Genomic DNA, 22,019 nt, shown 5'->3' on the forward strand with positions numbered 1-22,019 from the left:
GGAGTTTCTATGGGAGAAGAATTTTTAAAGAAAAAAGGAATTGTTGTTAACTATTTAGCTTCCGATCTACTGCAGAAAAAAAAGGGTGATCGGGTACTGAGTGTGACGGAATATCAAAATAAGTACGCCGTTTCGCGGGGAACCGTACAAAATGCTTGGACATTTTTGAAGGAAATAAAAGCCATCAAAGTAAAAAGTCACGGACATATGGGAACCTTCATCGAAGAAATTGATTACAGCATTTTGCAAGAATACGCCTTATCCGATACGATTCTTGGAACGATGACTTTGCCCTATTCAAGACTTTACGAAGGACTGGCTACCGGCATTTACGACGTATTCAAGGAAAATAATATTAAGCTGAACCTGGCCTATATTCGAGGTTCGAAGGAAAGAGTCCGTTCTATCGCAAATAAAACGTATCGCTTTGCGGTTGTCTCAAAATTTGCCGCCGAGCAAGCCATTTCCGATGGGGAACCAATAGAAATTAGTCTTAATTTTGGTCGACATTCTTATCTAAGTGAGCACGTCTTGCTTTTTCGAGATAAGAATCAGAAGAAGATTGAAAAGAATATGAAGATAGCCATTGACTATAGCTCAATTGATCAACGATTACTGACAAAAGCGATAATCAAAGATGAACAGGTAGAGTATGTTGAAATGCAAGGACATCAAATTATTGCGGCTCTCCAAATGGGACAAATTGATGCTGGTATCTGGAACTTTGACGAAATACGTGATAAGAATCATCAAGGACTACATTATGTTCCCTTAACTGAAAGTGAGATGGAGAAGGATATGAGCACATCAGTAATCATTACCCAAAAAGATGATTCTTCAATGAAAGCATTCTTCCAAAAAAGCGTAGACAAGAAAAAAATTCTATCCATTCAAAAAGACGTATGTGATGGAAAGCTGATTCCTCAGTACTAATTTTTTTAAATTATTCTCTTTTCCATAAAAACCAAAAAAGGGTAGGTTATATGCCATGAAATTTATCCTTCAATAAATAAAAAACGTTCATTCGTAACTAGGGGGAACAGCATGATTCGAGAAAAATTAGCAATATTACTTAGCTCTGAGATTATTGATCAGGAAACACAGGATTATGTCTTGAGTGTTTTAGAGTATTTACTGAAAAAGAACGTCATCGAGGAAGAACAACAAGCAGATGTTTTTTTAACGCATCTTGCTATGGCTGATATACGTAGAAAGAAAAGCGAAACCATAAATGACTTAGAGTCTTTTATCCGCGCAGAAATTGAGGCAGATGAAAAATTTCTTCACTCAAAAGAATTATGGCAAGACCTTCAAGAAATGACTTCAAACAAGCACTTTGATGAGACAGAGTTAGACTACTTTTATCTTCACATCATCAATATGCTGAGGGAGGAATAGGATGTTTTTAGATGTCACTGCCCGAAGAAATCCAAGCTTGATTGATGCAGCAGTTGAACTTCATCAGAAAGGACTCCTCCTTCCTGATACCTATATCTTGGATCTTGACACAATTGAAGAAAATACATTAAGCCTTGTTAACGATGCAAAAAAACAAGGGATTCAATTATTTTACATGACAAAGCAATTTGGACGGAATCCATATGTTGCGCAAAAAATTCATGATGCAGGGATAGAAAAAGCTGTTGTTGTGGACTTCAAGGAAGCGTTAATCATGATGGAACAAGGGCTGCCACTTGGAAATGTTGGCCATTTAGTACAAATTCCGCAGCGACTTTTAAAAAGGATCATGCTTTATGGGACAGAGTACATGACCATCTATTCGTTGGAAGCGTTGCAGCAAATTATCAGTATTGCCGTAGAGCTGAACATCAAACAAAAAATTTTAGTCAAAGTCATTGAAAAGGACGACCAAATCTACGAGGGACAATTTGGCGGCTTTCACTTAGATGAGTTACCAAGTATCGCTCATTTATCAAATAAAACGGATTTAGTTGAAATTGCTGGTGTAACGTCTTTTCCATGTTTTCTCTTTGATGGTAAAGCGAAATTATTACCAACAAACAATGTTGAGACGATAAAAAAAGCAAAAATGATATTTAAAGAAGCTGGCATTGAAATTACAGAGGTGAATATTCCATCAGCTACTTGTCACGAAACAATTCCTTTAATCAAGGAAATCGGCGGCACACAAGGAGAGCCTGGACACGCATTAACAGGCACAACCCCTCTGCATGCCAAAATGGATTTGCCCGAAAAACCAGCAATGGTATATGTCAGTGAAGTCTCGCATAATTTAGATGGCCAGGCCTATTTTTATGGCGGAGGCTACTATCGAAGAGGCCATTTTAGCTCTGCGTTGATTGGAGATGCCCACTCTCTAGTGAGAGATAATGTGAATCCATTCAGTGATGAGAATATTGATTACTATCTTTCTACTCAAAAAGAACACCCGATAGGCTCGACGGTCATCGCGGCATTTCGAACACAAATTTTTGTCACTAGAAGTGATGTAGCAGTAGTATCTGGTATTCAAAAAGGAATAACAAAAATTGAAGGAATTTATGACAGTCTAGGAAATTTGATTAGAAGGTGAAACAATGGGAAGATTTGTCGTAATTGTTTTAGATAGTTTTGGTGTTGGAGCGATGGAAGATGTAAAGGAAGTTCGTCCAAGAGACATCGGAAGTAGCACAGCAGGACATATTATACAAAAGAATGAAGCCATTCATATTCCAACGCTTGAAAAATTGGGGTTAATGAACGCTCTTGGATATGAAATAGGCAACCATAAGTTTTCAAAAGAGGCAAACTATGGAACCAGCAATTTAGCCCATCACGGAGCAGACTCCTTTTTGGGACACCAAGAAATCATGGGAACTACCCCTAAAATACCTTTAATCCAACCTTTCAATCAAAAAATTGACGAAATTGAAGAAAACCTTATTAAGCAAGGGTATAAGGTTAGACGTGTAGGAGAAAAAGGCACACAAATTTTAGTGGTTAATGAAGCGGCAACTGTAGGAGATAATCTGGAAACGGACTATGGGCAAGTTTATAATGTATCCGCTTGTTTAGCGTTAATCAGTTTTGAAGAGCTGAAAAAACTGGGACAGGCAGTTCGAGAGGTCGTTCAAGTGTCTCGAGTAATCACTTTCGGAGGACAACAGATCACTTTGGACAATCTATTAAAGGCAAGAAAGGTGAAAAATAATGAGATAGCTGGGGTAGATGCTCCTGAATCGGGAGTTTATGATCACGGCTATCAAGTGGTCCATCTAGGTTATGGCATTGACAAAAATGTACAAACACCAACAATTTTAGATAATGCCGAAATTCCTGTTTCTTTTCTGGGTAAAGTAGCTGATATTATCCAAACGGAGAGTAAACGACTATTTCCAGGGGTGGATTCAGATAAGCTTTTCGATGACTTAATTCAAGAAGTTCAAGGGATAGAACATGGTTTTATCGCGTTGAATATTCAAGAAACAGATTTAGCCGGTCACGCAGAAGATGTCGACAGGTATTCAGACCGACTAGAACTTAGTGATCGACGAATCAAGGAATTAATCCCGTATCTGAATAAAGGGGATATCCTACTTGTTATGGCCGATCACGGAAACGATCCTACAATCGGTCATAGCAACCATACAAGAGAACGGGTTCCATTATTAATTTACAGTCCTGATATTCAAGGGAGATATGTTGGTGAGCGCAAAACCCTCGCTGACGTAGGAGCAACAGTTGCTGATTATTTCAATGTAGGTGCTCCGCAAAATGGAGAATCATTTTTAGCTGATTTAATTTCAAACTAATCAGATATGCTCGATCTACGGTGATACACCAGCTAGATCGGGCTTTTTATGGAGGGATGAGTATGGAAATTCAAAGATTTCAAGAGTATTCACTGAAAACAAGTCTGGCAATGGCAAATTTATTCCAATCAGTGATAACTGTTTATCCTAATTGCATCACAACTATTCATTCAGAAGCTGACTATTATATGGGCGTTAAACAAGTCCCTATGATTCCAGATGCATTTGTCAGTCATTTGGAACAAAATGGTTTTCATCTTCACACGATTGATAAGGCAAGTCACAAAGGAAGAGGCATTGATATAGATTTAAAAAATCCAATTACAGGTCGTTTCATGACAGGCTCATCAAGCGGTACAGCAGTAAATGTTTTCTATGGAATAAATGATCTTGGGGTTGGAACAGATGGTGGAGGCTCGGTACTATCTCCTGCAGCTGCTTTAAATTTAATTGGATATATTCATCCTAATCTCGGATCGGAATGGATAGATTATGTGAAATATTCAAAGACATCAACAGATGGAATCTCTTTTATCCCTTCTATTGGATTTATCAGTAGAGATTTGGATTTAGTCAAACAGGCATCATCATTATTCATAGCTGATAATTTAAAAAAGAAAAAGATAAAGATCGCTGTAGATTCTGAGATTGATAAAAATGAATGGGCTGAGTTTGATGAGTGTATAACTGTAGAAACTACGAATCTCGTCTATAAATATGAAGCGAGTAGAAGCGAACTGATTCATTCGCTAAAGCAGCTTCTTTCCGATTTTGATATTGTCGTTTCAAAAGAAGGACCGATTGATGTTTACGGAATTGGAGAAACACTTTTTGGACATTTTGATAAACAAACTAGGTCAATTCAGATTCAGGGAAAAAAAGGGTTTGTTCGTGTAGTGAACATGTGTAATGCAGTAGGGTTGATCGTCCCTAGTCAAGAACTTGCCACAGGGTATTTGATAATAGGTAGGAAGTACAATTTTATTGAAAAATATATATTTGAATTGGCTGAAAAATTGATAAGCAAGCAAGACTCATTAATTGAAAATTATTTTTTAGATTATCGTTCATATTTTTCCGAAGGCTATACTTTTTAATAATGAAAAATAGAATGCTCATCCATAAAAATTACCTATTTTGCTATCTTCACTTTTTTTAGTAATGATTTACGTTGGAGGGAGGAAAGCAAATCAGATCAATGATTATTTTTAACAGAATTAAGAATAGGAGAAGCAGTGTTTTTGACAGAAAAGAGGTTAATTTTGATCCTAAAAAGCTAATAATAAACTCATTTCTCACTTGAAATTCTGATATTTTTTTAAATAAGAATGTCTACACGTAATCGTTTTTATATCAGAGAATGCCCTTTTTTAAATAATACAAAATGCGAAGCAAAAGACTAATTAGCTACTAACAGCCAATTAGTCTTTTTGCTGTTTTAGGGATCTCTTATATGAATGATACCAATTATTTATAAACAATTATTTGAATGCTGGTGGTGCCTTCAAAAGTCTTTTTGAAAAGGAAGTAAAAATAACAAATAGCAGAGAAGAGATTTTACGGTTAAAATTGAATATCATCAACTTGTTGATTAGGGTGCTTAAAATTGGGTATGAAAGCGGATACTTTTCGTTGTATATATGACCTATACTATGGGTGAGCTCAAATGATAACGAAGAGAGGGTTGATGATGAAAATTTAGATTACATGAAAGGATGATTGAAGTGGATAAGAGAAGTGAACGGATTTTGAACTATCTGGTATACCATTCTCAAGTCGATAGTCGGACGCTCATGAAGGAGTTCCACATTACTCGCAATCAGTTAAATTACAGCATCAAGAAAATCAATGGCTGGTGTGAAGGATTGAATTTTCCAGAAGTTATGCGAACAAGAAATGGGTTATTTTATCTTTCGCCAGAGTTATTGGCACATTTTAAGCAAGCGAAGGGGACAGAAGCAGCAAATTCTTTTTACACAGAGAATGATCGGTGCAATATCATACTGCTGATCTTATTTTCGAAACCGAGTTATTTGTCTTTGGATCACTTCATGATTGATTTACAGATTAGCAAAAATACGGTTTTGAGATCATTGCGTTATTTGAAAAGGCATCTTCCTAATGAAATTGAGTTAACTTATTCTCGCAGTCATGGATATGATTTGGCAGGCAATGAATGGAATCTGAGAAAACTATTGATTGAGACAGTTAGCTCGCTACGAAAGTTATCCAACGGTGATCAACTGTTAATGAAATTTGCTGAGCCAGTCAGTGATAAGATCGCAATTTTTCATGAGATTTTAGAAGATGCGGAGGAAACACTGAAAGTTAAGTTTTCTGATGAGCAGGTTGAGATACTTCCCTACATTTTGGCAATTATCAACTATCGGATAGCAAATGGAAAAGTAATCCAAGAGTCATTTCAAATTAACAATAGTATGCTGGCAGATACCAAGGAATACGCGGTAGCTAGTGAGATGTTTAATAATTGGAAAGAAATTCCTGATCAAGAAAAATTATTCATCACTTTACAGCTGCTGACTACAAACATCATCTCTGGAGATATTTTGACAGAGGAGCTATCTAAAAATCTATCGTCGATTATCGAGGATTGTTTGACTACTTTTGAAAAGAAGGCTTGTGTAACGTTGAAGGATAAGCAAGATCTTAAAGAAAGAATGATCCTGCATATGAAGCCGGCCTTTTATCGAATGCGATATCACTTGAACTTAAAAATGAAAATTGAAGATATCCAATTTGATCCAAAATATGATGCGTTTAAAGAGCTGATTCGTGAGGCTTTTCAACCTCTTCAAGAGTTTATCGGTGAAAGTATTCCAGATGAAGAATTCTTGTTCATCACGTTATTCATTTTGAGTGCATTGTCTGAAGAACAGAAGGAAAGAGAAAGTTATCATGCTGTTGTAGTTTGCAAGAGCGGCATATTGATCTCTCAAACGTTGAACACTTTCCTGCAAAAGATTTTCCCAGAGTTTACTTTTTTACCTCCTTGTTCATTGAGAGATTTTTCAAAAATTAAAAGCAAAATAGATGTAGTTTTTTCAACTGTTCCAATTAAGGATGTAGAAAAGCTCTTTATTGTAAAACCTATTATGAGTCAATCAGAGTTAAAGATATTGAAAAAGCGTGTATTACGAGAAACAAATGGGGGTGCTCAGGAAGAAGCGGGGCAACTCTTAGAAAAAATAATGACAACTATAGAAGATTTTTCAACTGTTCACGATCGCACAGCCTTAGAAAAGAAGCTTATCGAGCTCTTTCAAACAAGAGATGACTATCCATACGATCAAGAAATAAATCATGAGATCAGTTTGCTGGATGTTTTAACACTCGATGCTGTTCAGATTATTGAACAGGTCGAAGATTATCAAGAAGCGATTCGTTTAGGGAGCCGCCCTCTTTTGAAAAAGGGACAAATTACCTCAAATTACATTCAATCGATGATCGAATCTCATAATATGGATGACTCTTATATTGTTTTGGGAAATGAAGTTGCAATTCCTCACTCTCGCCCAGAAGAAGGAGTTAATGAATTAGCTGTTTCATTGCTGCATGTTAGACAAGGAGTGAACTTTTCAAGAAGTGAGCGCGTTCATTTTGTGTTTATTATTGCTCCAATAAATCAAGAGAGTCACATCAATGCGCTTTTCGAAATTATGAGTATTGCTGAGGATGAACATAGGCTGCGGTATATGCGAACCTGCAGTACACCTCAAGAATTATTAAACAGTTTAAAACTAGGTGAAGGTGAGGAAGACAAATGAATGTTAATGATTTGATTAGAGAAGACCTAGTAATTTTCTCTAACGCCAAAACGAAAACAGAAGCAATAAGCGAATTAGCAGATGTATTGTATGGGAACAATAAAGTAAAAGAGTCCTACAAAAAAGCTGTATTAGAAAGGGAGGAAACCTTCCCAACTGGTTTGGAGACTGAACGTTTTGGAATCGCAATTCCTCATACGGATAGCATTCATGTCAAAGAGCCAGCAGTTTCCATCGCTCTTCTAGAAAACAAGCTCTCTTTTATTCAGATGGGTAGTAGCGATGAGGATGTACAGGTTGAAGTGATTTTCATGTTAGCGTTAAAAAAAGCAGAGGATCAATTAGAAGTTTTGCAAGTGTTTGTCGATTTAATTCAAGATGATTCCTTTATGGAGAGGCTAGTAACTAGTAAAAATGCAAAGGAAATTATCCAAACGATCCATGAATTTTCTGAACAAATGACTTAGGAGTGAGAAAAATGTTAGCACCCATTCTTGATCGTGTTTTATACTTCAATCTTGGTTCTCTTGGTAGATCAATCGTAGATGTGATCCAAAATAACCAGTGGCTCTTCCTTACCATGTTTTTACTTTACGGAGGAATCATTTTGTACGCCAAACTGATCTGGTCGCGCTATTTGCCGCAAAAAATTTACAGCTATCTGAAAAACACTGAGAAGAAAAATCTTTCAATGGAAGAGTTATATGAAGGCTGGTTAGGATATCGCAAAAAATTGCCGCAGTATATTTTAGTTCCAACACACAATGAATTTTGGGTAAAACCAGCGGCAAAGATGACTGGTACTGAACAAAAGCTATTTTACAATTCTGATAGAAAAAAGCTGAATGAAAAGGATTGCTTTATATTAATTGCTGAAAAACTATAACGATAAACAAACTTGGAGGAATTTACTATGGAAAGAAAAAGAATCTACGTATGCTGCGGATCAGGGATTGCGACATCAACTGTTATCTCAAAAAAAGTGAAAGAAGCCGTTGAAGCAAACAAAATCCCTTACACCTTGGAACAGTGTACGGTTCAACAAATCTCATCAAAAGTTGCAACCTTAAAACCTGACTTAATTGTTAGTTCTGCACAAATACCAACCGATGTAAAAGGTGTTCCGGTAGTTATGGGCCGCGCATTTTTAACAGGGATAAAAAAACAAGAAACGATCGATCAAATTATTTCTATTTTGAAACAATAATCTATCTAAAAAGGAGGAAAAAAGATGAATGCTATTTTTGATTTTTTTCAATACATCGTCAACTTAGGAGTTAGTGTGATGATGCCGCTCATCATTACAGTACTTGGGTTAATCTTTGGTAATAAATTTTCCGCGTCTTTTAAATCAGGCTTAACAGTTGGGGTAGGGTTTGTCGGGTTAAATGTCATTGCTACACTGATGACAACGGCTATCAGTCCTGTGACGAAGGCGTTGGTCGAAAACTACAACTTCCACCTTGTAGCTACTGATATTGGCTGGGGTGTAGGTTCGTCTCTAGCTTGGGGTACGCAGATTGTTCCCTTTGTTTTTATTACAGTTATTGCCACAAATGTTGTAATGATCTTATTGAATTGGACCAAGACAATGGATGTAGATATTTGGAACTTTTGGCATTCAATGATGATTGCAGGTGCCCTTTATTTAACAACTAAGAGTATGATTCTTGCTTTGCTTAGTGCTGTGATCAATATGGCTATTGTCTTTAAAATTGCTGACTGGACTCAAAATGATTTAGATGAGGTATTAGGGCTGGAGGGAATCTCATTCCCTCAGATTCAATCTAGTGGTTGGGCATTAATTGGGTACCCATTAAACTGGTTGTTTGATCGAATCCCTGGGGTAAAGAATATTTCATGGACACCAGAAAAGGTTCAAAGCAAGTTAGGGATTTTTGGCGAACCCATGCTGATTGGCTTGTTTGTAGGCGGTATCTTAGCTGCTGCAGCAAGAATGCCGTTAGATCAAATTTTACAAACAGCGGTGACGATCGCTGCAAGCTTAGTCTTGATGCCGCGAATGGTGGCCTTATTGATGGATGGCTTAACCTTGATTTCTGAATCAGCACAAGAATGGATGCAAAAAAGATTTGAAGGCCGCGAATTATATATTGGATTGGATTCAGCATTGGGGATTGGTCACCCATACGTTTTGACGACTGGACTATTGATGATTCCTGTTGCCCTTATTTTGGCATTCATTTTACCAGGAAACAAGGTCTTGCCTTTAGCAGATTTGACAGCGTTACCATATTTTATGATATTCGCCATTGTACCTTCAAAAGGTAATTTGTTCCGAGGACTGATTACAGGAGTGATTTTCACAGCAATTATCTTATACTGCGCCACATATGCTGCTCCGATCGTTACCCAACTTGCAGCTCAGGTAGGCTATCAATTGCCTGCAGATACTGAGATGGTCACTTCATTGGCAGTAGGTTCGCAATGGTATACATGGATTATTTATGCATTATTCAAGGCAATCGGTGGTATTTTCTAAGCATCCTTGTCTAATAAAAACTTAGTTTAATTGGAGGAATTTTATATGAAAGCAGCACTTATGTATGGAGCAAATGATATTCGAATTGAGGATATTGAGAAACCCGAATACGATGCGGAAGGATTATTACTTAAAGTAGAAGTCATTGGACTCTGTGGTTCTGATATTCGCAATTTGACAACGGACTCAAGAAAAGGGGACTATCCACATATTTATGGTCATGAAGTGGTTGGAACAGTTGCTGAAGTGGGGGAGAAATGTACCAAATTTGCCGTTGGCGACAGATTGTACGTCTATCCAGCAGTTCCTTGCTTAGAGTGTGAATATTGTCGAGCGGGTAACAGTCACAGCTGTAAGAATCTGAAGGCCTATGACAGAATTCAAGGCGGGTTTGCACAATACATGGCTGTTCCATCATGGGGCGTAAAGGGGCCAAACATTTATAAAATTCCAGATGATGTTCCCTTTGAGACAGCGGTCATGGCCGAACCACTTTCTTCTGTCTACGCTTGTTTGGACAATGTGAATGTTCAAATTGGTCAGACAATTGTAATTGTGGGCGCAGGACCAATTGGATGTCTCCAAGCAGAGCTTGCTAAAATTCGCGGAGCAAATAAAGTTATCATGGTTGAAATTAACGATCAACGTTTAACAGAATCCAAAGAATTTGGCGTGGACCATACGATCAATAGTTTAAAGGTTGATGCGGTTGAGGAAGTGAAGAAGCTTACTAACGGACAAGGAGCACATGTCGTTATTTCAGCTAATCCTTCTACTAAAGCACAGACGCAAGCAGTTTATATGGTGCGGCCAAATGGAACGTTAGTCTTTTTTGGAGGTGTTCCAAAGGGTGAGCTGACACCTATCGACACAAACTTTCTTCATTACAATAGTATCTGGGTTTATGGTCATTACGGGTCAAATACGATCCAAGTAAAAGAAGCCTTTGAAACGATCATTTCCGGAAGAATTGATGCTACACGATATATCTCGGAGATCATGCCTTTAGACAATCTGTATGATGCAATCCAGCTAATGAAGAGCGGAAAGGCAAACAAAGTATTGATTAAGCCTTGGATGAATTAAGCAAAGGTCACTACACGTTGAATCAATAAGTATAAAAAAGTTCAATTGGAGGAAACAGCTTTGGAAAATATCATGCAATTTAGACCTATTCAAGAAATGATTGAGGTAACATCGAATCTTTATCGTTTAGGATGGGATGAAAGAAATGGTGGGAATATCACCTATCTAGTAGATGAAGCAGAAGTTCAAAAATATATCGATACAACAAAGGTAATTAGAAATATTCCGATGAGCTTTGATGGAAAAGAATTAGTTGGGAAATATTTCTTGGTTACTGGTTCAGGGAAATATTTCAAAAATGTTCAATCTGATCCTGAGAACAATTTAGGGATCTTACGGGTAGCTGAAGATGCTCATAGTGTGGATCTTTTATGGGGATATAGTGATGGAGGATTGCCAACGAGCGAATTACCAGCTCATTTTATGAGCCATATTGCTCGACTAGCAGTTGATCCTGAGAATCGAGTAATCATGCATTGTCATGCGACACATTTGCTTGCGATGACATTCTCACATGAGATAACTTCTAAAGCGATTACTCGGACGTTATGGGAAATGTGTACCGAGTGCCTCGTTGTTTTTCCTGAAGGAATCAAAGTCTTGCCTTGGTTAGTTCCTGGATCAAATGAGATTGGGGAAGCAACTGCAAAAGCGATGAAGGACTTCCGTTTAGTGTTATGGTCCTTCCATGGCGTATACGGTGCCGGAAGAACAATTGATGAAACATTTGGGTTAATTGAGACAGCAGAAAAAGCAGCAGAGGTTTATACCTATGTTCAAGCTCAAGGCGGCATGAAGCAAATGATTACAGATGAAAATTTCAAGGCGCTGGCTAAGCAATTTGGTGTAACCCCAAACAAAGACTTTTTTGAAATGTAAGGAGGAGAAAACATGGCCAATCGAATTATTTTGAATGAAACATCTTATTTTGGAAAAGGCGCAATCCAGCATATAACTGAAGAATTGAATAAGCGGAACTATCAAAAAATTGTGGTCGTCACAGATAAAACTCTGATTGATCACGGTGTTGCAACTAAGGTAATGGATCTGTTAGATGAAGCAAGTGTACATTATGACACTTATGACGGTATCGTTCCAAATCCTACCATTGAAAATGTGAAGGATGGGGTAGATTTTGTTAAGAAATCAAATGCTGAATGTATGATAGCTATCGGCGGCGGTTCACCAATCGACACGGCAAAGGCAATTGGAATCATTATGACAAACCCGGAGTTTTCTGATGTTGTGAGTTTGGAAGGCGTGGCCGATACGAAAAATCCTAGTTTGCCAATTTTTGCAGTCCCAACCACATCAGGAACTGCTGCAGAAGTAACGATAAATTATGTAATCACGGATAAAGAAAACCAACGTAAATTTGTCTGCGTTGACCCCCATGATATTCCGGTCGTAGCTTTTGTAGACAGCGATATGATGATGGGAATGCCAAAAGCTTTATGCGCCGCAACAGGAATGGATGCCATGACTCACGCGATTGAAGGCTATATAACTAAAGGAGCATGGGAAATGACGGACATGCTGCATATCAAAGCTATTGAACTCATTGGTCGTTTCTTGCCGGATTCTGTTGCAGGAGATCAAATTGGTCGAGAAAAAATGGCTCTTGCTCAATATATCGCTGGAATGGGATTCTCAAATGTCGGCTTAGGTTTAGTGCATGGAATGGCTCATCCATTGTCTGCTTGGTACAACATTCCTCATGGTGTTGCGTGTGCTTCATTGCTACCAACGGTTATGCGTTTCAATAAAGATTTCACTGGAGAAAAATACCGTGATATTGCGATAGCTTTAGGAGTTTCGGACGCTGAGAAAATGGATTTGACAAAGGTTCGCAACGCGGCATGTGATGCAATTGATCAGCTTAGCAAGGCAGTCGGAATTCCTAGTACAATCTCAGAGCTTGGGGTAAAAGAAGCAGATTTATCAAAAATCGCCGAAGATGCCTTCAACGATGTTTGCAGTCCCGGTAATCCTCGCGATGCCTCGATTGAAGAGATTATCGAGTTATATCAAACGCTAATGTAGAAGAATGCCTTATTTGAAGTCACTTGAAAAGATTGCTATTTATAAAAGGAGACGAATCAATTGTTAGTTTCTACAAAGGAAATGCTACAACGAGCAAGAAGGGAAGGATATGCGGTACCTGCGCCAAATTTCTTTGATTTACGTTCTGCTTCAGCTTATCTAGAAGTTGCCGAAGCTCTTAATAAACCATTGATTTTGGCTTTTGCACAAGCACATATGGATCAATTTGACTTGGAAGATGCCGCAATGATAGGTCGCTACTTAGCTAAAAAGGCAAGTGTCCCAGTAGCGCTGCATTTAGATCATGGAACAGACGAGACGATAATAAAGCAGGCGATAGATTTAGGATTTACATCAGTTATGATTGACGCTTCTCAAGAGAAAATCGAGGAGAATATTATGAAAACCAAAGCTATTGTAGCGTTTGCCCGTCCAAGAGAAGTGGCTGTGGAGGCAGAGCTGGGGCATGTAGGTGCTGGAGATAATTATGAGGATCATGAGCATTCGGATTCCATCTATACAAAGGCTTCTGAAGTGGAAAAATTTATTGAAATGACCGATGTTGATTCCTTAGCGATTTCTATCGGAACAGCTCACGGTATTTATAAAGGAAAGCCTAAGATCAGCTTTAACACATTACATGATATTTTTTCAAAAACTGCTATCCCATTAGTATTACATGGCGGCTCCTCATCGGGAGAAGAAAATTTGCATCGTTGTGCCACAGAAGGCATAGCTAAGATCAATATATTCACAGATATAGTCGAGGGCGGAATGAAAGCCATCAATAATGGACGACCAACGGAGCTTTTTGAATTAGAAAATCTTCGGAGTCGGGGAATGAAAGCGGTACTGGAAGAATATTATCACCTGCTTGCTACTAAAACTTGGAGATAAGAATATGAAGAAAATTCAAGCACCATTTTTTTGTGTGAATCCAAAGGGATACTTATTTGGATCAGAGCTGCTGGAATTAGCAAAAGCAGCGGATGAGCTTTCAAAACGTTATCAATTGACGGTATTCTTTACAGTTCCATTTACTGAAGCTTACCCAATTATAAGAAATACTGAGAATTTAATTGTTACCGCTCAGCACATGGATGGTATTTCCAGAGGAAAAGGTATGGGACGTATTTTTCCCGAGTCATTAATTTCAGCCGGTTTCAAAGCGACCTTCTTAAATCATGCAGAACATCCTATGACGTATCATGAATTGGAACAAGCAGTAAGAAGAGCCAAAGAATCAGAGCTATACACGATTGTTTGTGCAAACTCAGTGACTGAAGGAAAAGCAGTGGCCTTACTTGAACCCTCAATCATCGTTTGTGAGCCCACTGATTTGATTGGTACAGGGAAAACAAGTGATTCTAGCTACATGAAAGAATGCAATCTAGCTATCAAAGAAATTTCTCGAAAAACCAAAGTGCTACAGGCAGCTGGAATAAGCACCGCAGCGGATGTAAAGAAGGCACTTGATTCTGGAGCGGATGGAACCGGAGGGACGAGTGGAATCGTTTGTTCCGACTCTCCTAAAGAGGCGTTGACAGAATTGATACAATATGTCGCAAAATATAAGGAGAGCTAATAAATGAAAGTTTTAACAAAAGAGCTTATTTTAGAATCCAATGGACGTCGCGTGACGTATCATAATATTACCGAACAGGTAAAAGCATTTGTTGAAGAAACAGGAGTGAAAAACGGCTTATGCTTAGTTCAGTCACAGCACACAACCTGCTCTGTTATCTTTGAAGAGTTTATGCATGATCTTGATTTTAATGGGGATGACTATCTTCAGGTCGATATGAATGCATTTTTAGATCGTCTGATACCTAGAGAGCTATCTGAAAATACAAATTATCGTTATCCTGGTCCGGCGCATAAGGATTTTCTATTCAGCTTGTCCCATTCAGATCATCCTTCAGATCCAGCAGTATTATTGAATGGAGATGCTCATATTCGTGCCTCTATGTTTGGAGCAAGCGAGACGTTTGCATTAAATGACGGTTTATTGGCTATTGGTGTTGTTGGCTCAATTTACTTTATTGATTTCGATCAAAACCGCATTCGAAAACGTGTATGTCGAATCCAAGTGCTGGGTGAATAATAGGCAAAGGCAATAAACTTATCGTAATCAATAAAAGTGATGCTAATGAATTAATCAATCGGAAATTCTTTTATTTGCGAGGAGACTTTAAATCAGCTGCTTCTTTATTTATAGTATGGTACTCACCACTTTCGTTTGGATTCCAATCCGTCATCAATATCTTATAAAAGAATCTTAGCACAAGCCAAAATATAAAACATGGAAATTATGGGTTACTCAAATTTTCTTCATAAATCCAAACTTCGTACAGCTGTATTCTATCTTCTTGGGTGATACCGATATATTGTAACTGGACGATCATTGGTTAGATGATCGAGGCGACAACTGAATACAACTGTCTACCTGACCACGCGCCAGCTGTCGCATCTGGTGATAAAAAATGCCCTACTCCTGGCCGAGTAGGGCTTTCGTGTTTCTAGCACTCGAAATCTTCAAATTTCGAAAAATCATTCTAGCATGAATAATGAATATTTCCCTGGTGGTAAGTTACGATCCACCTTATCAGTAGATAAAATGCTTCTCCATTCTCTCATAAGTATAAATCGTATTCACTTGAAATTAATCGACATTTTGGCGGATCGCTATGAATCTGTTCATGATCAATCTGTGGGATAAAACTTCTTGTTTCTGAAGTAATGGGATTTACGCTCGAATTTTTCGCTTCAATTTCTGAATTAACTTTGACCATAATAAAGCTGGGTGTAGCAAGTGAATTCTTGAATTGATATAATCAGAATAATTCTATTGGCTGGGTTCGCTGAATGAGCGGTAACTGATTCTACATGTCGAGAGGAGATCATACGAAGCTGTTCTCTTAAAATAGAGGACTTGAACTATCAAATTGATCGCAATCACCTCCCCAGCCACCAAAAAAGTAAGAAAGGATAAGAGGGGAATTATATGGGTGTAAAATTAGAAGAATTGTTAAAGCTTCCTTCATTGAAAGAAGCGAAAGTAGTGAGTGGCGCGACGAATCTGAATAATACCGTGACTTCTTTATCCTTTCTGGAAGTATCTGACATGTCGTTTTTCAATGAAAAAATTGGTCTGCCAGATGAGTATTACGCAGGGGAACTAGTCATTGGTTCCTTTTTTACAATCAAGGACGATGTTGAAAAGCAATGTGAAGCAATTCGCCGGCTGCATGGACTAGGAGAGCTCGGTATTATCCTGTATTATGTCGGCATTGTTTTAGATGACTTGGCGCAAGAGGTTATCGATGTGGCCGAGGAGCTAGGCTTTGTCATCATAAAAATGCCTGAGAATGATTATTCGTTGAGATACAACGAAGTAATAGTCGAAGTGATGACCGAACTGCTCAAGCAAAAATCAACGGAAAATATCGTAAATGAAGTGTTAGAGAAAACGTCTTCCTTACCAGAGCACCTTAGAAATGTTGAAATGAGTTTAAAATCTCTTTCGGACTTGCTGCGGGCCAACATTATTTTGACGGATGATGAAGGAGAAATAATCAATCAAATAAGATGGCCGAGAAATTCAAAACTAAAGTTGGCAAACTTTTTATTGAGTGCTGATCGAAATGCTAATGCGCCAATAAAAAAAGAGAATTGTTGGGTATTTTCTAGAGAAATCTTTCATAAGGATAATGGCGTATTGAACGTATATTTAGTCAAGGAGCATGAACCTCTAACGCCATCTGAATGCGAGCAGTCGGTGGAGCTGATTCAAGTCGCATTAAATCTGTGGGGGAAAAAGCATGGCGAAGTGAGTGAGCATGGACTGGTCAAAGCCATCTTGAATGATGAAAGCGAGAAAATGTATCGCTTGGCCAACAAACTGTCCATTGATGTCAAGAGCATCAATTTAATGTGGCTATTTCAACTGAAGGGACCTGAAAAAGAAAAGGAGATAAAAGCGGAGGTTCTTGACTACGTGACTAAGTATTATCACACAAGTATCGTCCAGCTAGTGGAGGACCAATTAATTGTTTTGCTAGGAAATTATCGATACAACGAGCAGGAGGTAGCTCTGAGTGAAAACTTTTTAGGCAGCAGTCAGTTTGTGATGGAAATTGAGAGTCTGGCGGTTTGTCCCCGTTTGAGAAACACGACAGACGTTCGAAAAAATTATCAATTGATCAACAGCTTAAAGGAAGAACTTTCGACCCTGTTTATCGGTAAAAAGCATTTTACAATCAGCGAAGTGCGCCAAGTTCAGCAAGCAATCGAGTGCGTACGTTCTGGAGAAGTAAAAGTCGATGAGGTATTGAGGAACATCCAACCAATTATTGAGAATACCGAGCAAATGCACACTTTATGTACGTTTCTGCTGGATGCTGATGCCGATTATCAAAAATGCGGGGAATATTTATTTATCCATAAAAATACAGTGAAATACAGAATTAAGCGAATCAATGAGCTTTTGGGCTGCGACGTGACGAGAATCTCTGATAGCTATGAATATTCAATTACTTGTCTGGTTCATCGAATCGTTCGTCGTTCGAATACCATTTAATCGAAGAACTTCACAAGAATTCTGCTTGGCTGCCTGCACTATCCAATCTCTGCTGGATAGTGCAGGCAGTCTTATTTGCATTGTAAAAAAACAAAAAATATTCTCATTTATTTTTCATTTAGAAAAAGACATCTGCTTTTGCCTCACGTATAATCGGGATTTATACAAGGGGGGAACGATATGAAAGATAAAAATAAAACACAATCCTGGTACAGCTTAGCATTTATTTGGGGCGGTTCGATGGTCTGTGTCCCGAGTTTATTAATTGGCAGTACCTTAGTATCGGGAATGAGTTTGGGAAAAGCGTTGTTGGTTGGGCTGATCGGATATGCGATTACAGTAGTCATTATGATTCTTCAGGGAACGCAAAGCGTGGATCTGCATAAACCAACTGTTCAAATTGCAAAACAGGTTTTTGGCGAGGTCGGATCGCAACGAATCATTTCCATTATTTTAGCGATTGCTTGCTTAGGATGGTTTGGTATCCAAACAAATGTCGCAGGAGCAGCCTTTGCGAATCTTTTAGGTCTATACGATATTCATATTTCAGTCCCAGTCTCTTCAATAATATGGGGAATCATTATGCTTGTTACAGCAATTTATGGGATTCGTTTGATTCGTCTGATCAACTACATTGCGGTTCCATATCTTGTCATCGTGTGTCTATATGGCCTATTCGAGGCTCTTTCCTCTGGGCAAGGCAACCAACTTTTGCAGGCGTATCAGCCGACGAGTCAGCTTTCATTTTTTGACGGCTTGGCGGTAACGATCGGTTCATTTGCCTTAGGAGCAGTCATTGCCGGCGACTATTCGCAGTTTTCAGAAAAGCGTTCAGATGTTGTAAAGGCCGCAAGTGCTGGGATTATTCCGGCAGGCGTATTGATGATTGCTGTAGGAGCAATTTTGGCTATCGTCAATAAAACCTCTGATATTAGCAGTGTGTTCATGAACATTGGCTCACCGCTGATCGGAGGGATTGCACTAATCTTGGCTACTTGGAAAACAAACGTCATTAACGCGTTTTCGGGCGGGTTAGCCATTATTAATGTGTTTGGTATTTCAAAAGAAAAAGAAAAAATCGCTGTAGCAATTGCTGGTGGTATCGGAACCTTACTAGCAGTTGTGGGGATTTTAAATTATTTTGTCCCTATTATGTCCATCTTATCAGCGATGGTTCCAGCAGTTGCTGGAGTAATGATCGCCTCTTACTGGGTCGTCCAAAAAGGCGAACCCTCAAATTGGGCACCCGTTTCAGGAGTCAATTGGCTGGGAATCATTTCTTGGTTAATCGGTGCAGTTATTGCAGTAATTCCTGTAGTGCTAGGCTTTTTCCCATCGCTGCCGCAATTTCCTAATCAGCCATTGATTGGAATCATCTTATCCTTTGGCTGCTACCTAGTTGGGAACAAGCTTTTTGTCAAAGAAGAAAATAAAGGAACCATGCATACAAAGGAAATGGAGGAATAGCAATGCGTTATTTAGATGAAGAAGCAATTGAAAATATTGCTGTTGGAGCAGCGTTCTTAGGAACAGGAGGAGGCGGAGATCCCTATATTGGTAAAATGATGGCCCTATCAGCGATCAAGGAACACGGTCCGGTACGTTTGATTTCTCCAGATGAAGTTCAGGATGACGACTTCTTTATTCCTTCAGCCATGATGGGTGCTCCTTCAGTATTGATCGAGAAATTTCCAAAAGGCGACGAGTTTCTTCGGGTTTTCCAGAAGCTGAGCCGCTATTTAGGAATCGAAGAAATCGCAGGAACATTTCCAATGGAGGCAGGCGGTGTGAATTCCATGATTCCTATTGTGGTAGCCGCTTCTCAAGGGATTCCGATTGTCGATTGTGATGGAATGGGTCGGGCATTTCCAGAGCTTCAGATGACGACCTTTAATCTAGGCGGAGTCTCCTCAACACCGATGGCCATCACAGATGAAAAAGGGAATATCGGCATTTCAGAAACAATCAGCAACAAATGGACAGAACGATTGGCCAGAGTACAAACAGTGGAGATGGGAGCCAGTTCATTGATCAGCATTTACCCAGCTACCGGTCGTCAATTAAAAGATCATGGTATTCACGGCATCGTGACTTTTTCAGAGAAAATCGGGGAAGTAATCCGCAGCAACGATTTAGAAGAGGCAACCAAATTAGAAAAATTGCTTAAATTAATCGATGGTCTAGAGCTGTTCCAAGGAAAAATGATGGATGTCATCCGTAAAGTAGAAGGCGGCTTTAACTTCGGGGAAGCGACTCTGGAAGGCTTGAATCAGGATGCAGAATCGACTATGAAGATCTATTTCCAAAATGAAAACCTGATCGCTGAAAAAGATGGCAGTGTCATCACCATGACGCCCGATCTGATCTGTATGGTTGATTTAGAAACCTTGATGCCCGTAACCACCGAGGCGTTAAAATACGGGAAAAGAATCCGTGTTTTAGCCTTACCTTGTCATGAAAAATGGCAAACCAAAGAAGGCATCAACACTGTTGGGCCGCGCTATTTTGGCTACGATTTAGATTATATTCCGTTGAAGGAGTTAGCGATAAAAGGGGGGCATAAGCATGTATAGAATTGGAATTGACGTAGGCGGGACCAATACGGATGCTGTGATCATTAATGAAAATTTGGAGCTTGTTCATGGTGTCAAGGTTCCTACAAGCGGGGATATTCAAACAGGGATCGAGTCGGCTTTGCATAAGGTCATGGCTGAATCTCAGATTGAAGCAGGCAGTATTAGCCACGCGATGCTTGGCACCACTCAATGTACCAATGCGATCGTTGAACGAAAAAAACTATCGAAGGTCGGCGTGATTCGTCTAGGCTATCCTGCCACTGCTTCCGTTAAACCCTTCACGGCTTGGCCAGAGGACATGATCGAATGTCTCGGAGAAAAATTCGAATTATTGCACGGCGGCTATGAATATGATGGTCAGATTTTGTCGGAAATGGATGAAGACGAAGTTAAGACAGTTTTAGCTAATTGGCAGGGAAAAATTGAATCATTAGCGATTGTCGGAGTCTTTTCTTCGCTAAAAAATGATCAAGAGCTGCTTGTAGAAAAATGGGCAAAAGAAATATTGGGCGAATCCATTCCGATATCCTGCTCCTCGCAAATCGGTTCTGTCGGACTGTTGGAAAGAGAAAATGCCACGATTTTAAACGCCGCGTTAGACAAGGTCATGGCGTTAACCAGCAGCGGTTTTGAACGCGCACTGAAAAGTGAAGGAATCAATGATGCTGAGATTTATCTCTGTCAAAATGATGGCACACTAATGTCGATTGAATACGCGAAACGTTTTCCTATTTTAACCATCGCCTGTGGACCGACAAACAGTATTCGCGGAGCTTCTTATTTGGCTAGAATTACAAATGCCATCGTCTTGGATGTTGGAGGAACGACCTCCGATTTAGGTGTACTAGCAGATGGATTTCCGCGAGAATCCTCAATAGCGGTTGATGTTGGGGGGATTCGAACGAACTTCAGAATGCCGGACATCGTTTCCATTGGTCTTGGTGGCGGAAGTATCGTTCGTGAGGTAGGTGATCAGGTTACTGTTGGTCCAGATAGTGTTGGCTACAAGATCACTGAAGAAGCACGGGTATTTGGCGGAAAGCAATTAACCACCACTGACATCGCCGTGCGCTTGGGTCTTGCTGATATTGGAGACAAAACACTGGTTGAAGATGTTCCGCTGGAGCTTGCTGAAAAAGCCTATGCAACGATCAAACAAATGACCGAAGAAGCGATTGATAAAATGAAAACCAGCTCAGGCGATGTGGATTTGATATTAGTTGGCGGAGGCGCAATCATTATTCCGCAAGAACTAGCCGGAGTAGCAAACGTTTACCACAATCCACATGGCGGCGTCGCCAATGCAATCGGAGCATCCATTGCGCAAATAAGCGGGCAATACGAACAAATTTACATTTATTCGAAACTATCAAGAGAAGATAGTATGAATGATGCTAAAGAAAAGGCGGCGCATCAAGCAAAATTGGCGGGAGCTATCGAAGAAACCATAGAGCTGGTTGAAGTCGAAGAAACCCCACTGGCCTATCATCCAGAAAATGCGACACGACTACGAGTGAAAGTTGTAGGGAAGATGGAATAACCTATGAATGAAAATAGAGCTGATTTAGAAAATAAACTTTCTAAATCGGCTCTGTTTTTGTTTAATGACTCTGAAATTTTAAGATATTAAGAACTCTATAATAACTCGTTTTTTATGAATCTTGATTCTAATAG

20 protein-coding genes are annotated in these 22,019 nt (G+C 39.2%); all 20 read left to right on the plus strand.

Annotation, left to right across the window (positions count from 1 at the left end; genetic code table 11):
* The first annotated feature begins 9 nt into the window (after positions 1 to 9).
* The 20 genes from yhfZ (at position 10) to OMU_RS06245 (ending at position 21,885) form a co-directional block, all read left to right on the plus strand.
* The gene (gene yhfZ, locus OMU_RS06150) at positions 10 to 933 is read left to right on the plus strand and encodes a GntR family transcriptional regulator YhfZ (RefSeq protein ID WP_016179105.1); all 924 of its coding nucleotides are present in this window, start codon (positions 10 to 12) and stop codon (positions 931 to 933) included.
* A 111-nt stretch (positions 934 to 1,044) separates the two neighbouring features.
* Complete coding sequence (locus OMU_RS06155; protein WP_016179106.1) at positions 1,045 to 1,398, plus strand: hypothetical protein; 354 nt, start codon at positions 1,045 to 1,047, stop codon at positions 1,396 to 1,398.
* A 1-nt stretch (position 1,399) separates the two neighbouring features.
* Positions 1,400 to 2,554, plus strand: coding sequence for a YhfX family PLP-dependent enzyme (locus OMU_RS06160; RefSeq protein ID WP_016179107.1), 1,155 nt, complete (start codon positions 1,400 to 1,402; stop codon positions 2,552 to 2,554).
* 4 nt (positions 2,555 to 2,558) lie between these two features.
* Positions 2,559 to 3,773: a phosphopentomutase gene (locus tag OMU_RS06165; RefSeq protein ID WP_016179108.1), complete on the plus strand. Its 1,215-nt coding sequence runs from the start codon at positions 2,559 to 2,561 to the stop codon at positions 3,771 to 3,773.
* A 62-nt stretch (positions 3,774 to 3,835) separates the two neighbouring features.
* Entirely contained in the window at positions 3,836 to 4,870 is a 1,035-nt protein-coding gene (locus tag OMU_RS06170) for an amidase family protein (protein ID WP_016179109.1), read from the plus strand.
* Between the two features lie 618 nt (positions 4,871 to 5,488).
* Complete coding sequence (locus OMU_RS06175; RefSeq protein ID WP_218109286.1) at positions 5,489 to 7,558, plus strand: BglG family transcription antiterminator; 2,070 nt, start codon at positions 5,489 to 5,491, stop codon at positions 7,556 to 7,558.
* Positions 7,555 to 8,025: a PTS sugar transporter subunit IIA gene (locus tag OMU_RS06180; protein WP_016179111.1), complete on the plus strand. Its 471-nt coding sequence runs from the start codon at positions 7,555 to 7,557 to the stop codon at positions 8,023 to 8,025. The genes OMU_RS06175 and OMU_RS06180 overlap by 4 nt, the downstream gene beginning before the upstream one ends.
* Positions 8,026 to 8,036: 11 nt before the next feature.
* Positions 8,037 to 8,444, plus strand: coding sequence for a hypothetical protein (locus tag OMU_RS06185; RefSeq protein ID WP_016179112.1), 408 nt, complete (start codon positions 8,037 to 8,039; stop codon positions 8,442 to 8,444).
* Between the two features lie 27 nt (positions 8,445 to 8,471).
* Complete coding sequence (locus tag OMU_RS06190) at positions 8,472 to 8,765, plus strand: PTS sugar transporter subunit IIB (RefSeq protein ID WP_016179113.1); 294 nt, start codon at positions 8,472 to 8,474, stop codon at positions 8,763 to 8,765.
* Positions 8,766 to 8,789: 24 nt separating this feature from the next.
* A complete protein-coding gene (locus OMU_RS06195; RefSeq protein ID WP_016179114.1) occupies positions 8,790 to 10,061 on the plus strand; it encodes a PTS galactitol transporter subunit IIC in 1,272 nt (423 codons plus the stop codon).
* A 45-nt stretch (positions 10,062 to 10,106) separates the two neighbouring features.
* Complete coding sequence (locus OMU_RS06200) at positions 10,107 to 11,147, plus strand: zinc-binding dehydrogenase (protein WP_016179115.1); 1,041 nt, start codon at positions 10,107 to 10,109, stop codon at positions 11,145 to 11,147.
* Positions 11,148 to 11,219: 72 nt separating this feature from the next.
* Positions 11,220 to 12,026: a rhamnulose-1-phosphate aldolase gene (gene rhaD / locus OMU_RS06205; protein WP_034875957.1), complete on the plus strand. Its 807-nt coding sequence runs from the start codon at positions 11,220 to 11,222 to the stop codon at positions 12,024 to 12,026.
* Between the two features lie 12 nt (positions 12,027 to 12,038).
* Positions 12,039 to 13,190 (plus strand): lactaldehyde reductase, encoded by a 1,152-nt coding sequence (gene fucO, locus OMU_RS06210; protein ID WP_016179117.1) that lies wholly within the window; start codon positions 12,039 to 12,041, stop codon positions 13,188 to 13,190.
* A gap of 60 nt (positions 13,191 to 13,250) precedes the next feature.
* Positions 13,251 to 14,087: a class II fructose-bisphosphate aldolase gene (locus OMU_RS06215; RefSeq protein WP_016179118.1), complete on the plus strand. Its 837-nt coding sequence runs from the start codon at positions 13,251 to 13,253 to the stop codon at positions 14,085 to 14,087.
* 4 nt (positions 14,088 to 14,091) lie between these two features.
* Complete coding sequence (locus tag OMU_RS06220; RefSeq protein WP_016179119.1) at positions 14,092 to 14,775, plus strand: triose-phosphate isomerase; 684 nt, start codon at positions 14,092 to 14,094, stop codon at positions 14,773 to 14,775.
* Positions 14,776 to 14,778: 3 nt separating this feature from the next.
* Positions 14,779 to 15,294, plus strand: a complete 516-nt coding sequence (locus tag OMU_RS06225) for a YjbQ family protein (RefSeq protein ID WP_016179120.1) — start codon at positions 14,779 to 14,781, stop codon at positions 15,292 to 15,294.
* Positions 15,295 to 16,194: 900 nt separating this feature from the next.
* Positions 16,195 to 17,769 carry a PucR family transcriptional regulator gene (locus OMU_RS06230; RefSeq protein WP_016179121.1) on the plus strand — a complete coding sequence of 525 codons (1,575 nt, stop codon included), beginning with the start codon at positions 16,195 to 16,197 and terminating at the stop codon, positions 17,767 to 17,769.
* A 180-nt stretch (positions 17,770 to 17,949) separates the two neighbouring features.
* Positions 17,950 to 19,236, plus strand: coding sequence for a cytosine permease (locus OMU_RS06235; RefSeq protein ID WP_016179122.1), 1,287 nt, complete (start codon positions 17,950 to 17,952; stop codon positions 19,234 to 19,236).
* Between the two features lie 2 nt (positions 19,237 to 19,238).
* A complete protein-coding gene (locus OMU_RS06240; RefSeq protein WP_016179123.1) occupies positions 19,239 to 20,342 on the plus strand; it encodes an S-methyl thiohydantoin desulfurase family protein in 1,104 nt (367 codons plus the stop codon).
* Complete coding sequence (locus tag OMU_RS06245) at positions 20,335 to 21,885, plus strand: hydantoinase/oxoprolinase N-terminal domain-containing protein (protein WP_016179124.1); 1,551 nt, start codon at positions 20,335 to 20,337, stop codon at positions 21,883 to 21,885. The genes OMU_RS06240 and OMU_RS06245 overlap by 8 nt, the downstream gene beginning before the upstream one ends.
* Positions 21,886 to 22,019 lie beyond the last annotated feature (134 nt).

Source organism: Enterococcus avium ATCC 14025, assembly GCF_000406965.1.
GTDB lineage: Bacteria > Bacillota > Bacilli > Lactobacillales > Enterococcaceae > Enterococcus_A > Enterococcus_A avium.

Excerpts from the sequence above, each read along its gene's own strand:
- yhfZ (WP_016179105.1), top strand. The coding sequence starts at position 10 with ATGGGAGAAGAATTTTTAAAGAAAAAAGGAATTGTTGTTAACTATTTA.
- OMU_RS06155 (WP_016179106.1), top strand. The coding sequence starts at position 1,045 with ATGATTCGAGAAAAATTAGCAATATTACTTAGCTCTGAGATTATTGAT.
- OMU_RS06160 (WP_016179107.1), top strand. The coding sequence starts at position 1,400 with ATGTTTTTAGATGTCACTGCCCGAAGAAATCCAAGCTTGATTGATGCA.
- OMU_RS06165 (WP_016179108.1), top strand. The coding sequence starts at position 2,559 with ATGGGAAGATTTGTCGTAATTGTTTTAGATAGTTTTGGTGTTGGAGCG.
- OMU_RS06170 (WP_016179109.1), top strand. The coding sequence starts at position 3,836 with ATGGAAATTCAAAGATTTCAAGAGTATTCACTGAAAACAAGTCTGGCA.
- OMU_RS06175 (WP_218109286.1), top strand. The coding sequence starts at position 5,489 with ATGATTGAAGTGGATAAGAGAAGTGAACGGATTTTGAACTATCTGGTA.
- OMU_RS06180 (WP_016179111.1), top strand. The coding sequence starts at position 7,555 with ATGAATGTTAATGATTTGATTAGAGAAGACCTAGTAATTTTCTCTAAC.
- OMU_RS06185 (WP_016179112.1), top strand. The coding sequence starts at position 8,037 with ATGTTAGCACCCATTCTTGATCGTGTTTTATACTTCAATCTTGGTTCT.
- OMU_RS06190 (WP_016179113.1), top strand. The coding sequence starts at position 8,472 with ATGGAAAGAAAAAGAATCTACGTATGCTGCGGATCAGGGATTGCGACA.
- OMU_RS06195 (WP_016179114.1), top strand. The coding sequence starts at position 8,790 with ATGAATGCTATTTTTGATTTTTTTCAATACATCGTCAACTTAGGAGTT.
- OMU_RS06200 (WP_016179115.1), top strand. The coding sequence starts at position 10,107 with ATGAAAGCAGCACTTATGTATGGAGCAAATGATATTCGAATTGAGGAT.
- rhaD (WP_034875957.1), top strand. The coding sequence starts at position 11,220 with ATGCAATTTAGACCTATTCAAGAAATGATTGAGGTAACATCGAATCTT.
- fucO (WP_016179117.1), top strand. The coding sequence starts at position 12,039 with ATGGCCAATCGAATTATTTTGAATGAAACATCTTATTTTGGAAAAGGC.
- OMU_RS06220 (WP_016179119.1), top strand. The coding sequence starts at position 14,092 with ATGAAGAAAATTCAAGCACCATTTTTTTGTGTGAATCCAAAGGGATAC.
- OMU_RS06225 (WP_016179120.1), top strand. The coding sequence starts at position 14,779 with ATGAAAGTTTTAACAAAAGAGCTTATTTTAGAATCCAATGGACGTCGC.
- OMU_RS06230 (WP_016179121.1), top strand. The coding sequence starts at position 16,195 with ATGGGTGTAAAATTAGAAGAATTGTTAAAGCTTCCTTCATTGAAAGAA.
- OMU_RS06235 (WP_016179122.1), top strand. The coding sequence starts at position 17,950 with ATGAAAGATAAAAATAAAACACAATCCTGGTACAGCTTAGCATTTATT.
- OMU_RS06240 (WP_016179123.1), top strand. The coding sequence starts at position 19,239 with ATGCGTTATTTAGATGAAGAAGCAATTGAAAATATTGCTGTTGGAGCA.
- OMU_RS06245 (WP_016179124.1), top strand. The coding sequence starts at position 20,335 with ATGTATAGAATTGGAATTGACGTAGGCGGGACCAATACGGATGCTGTG.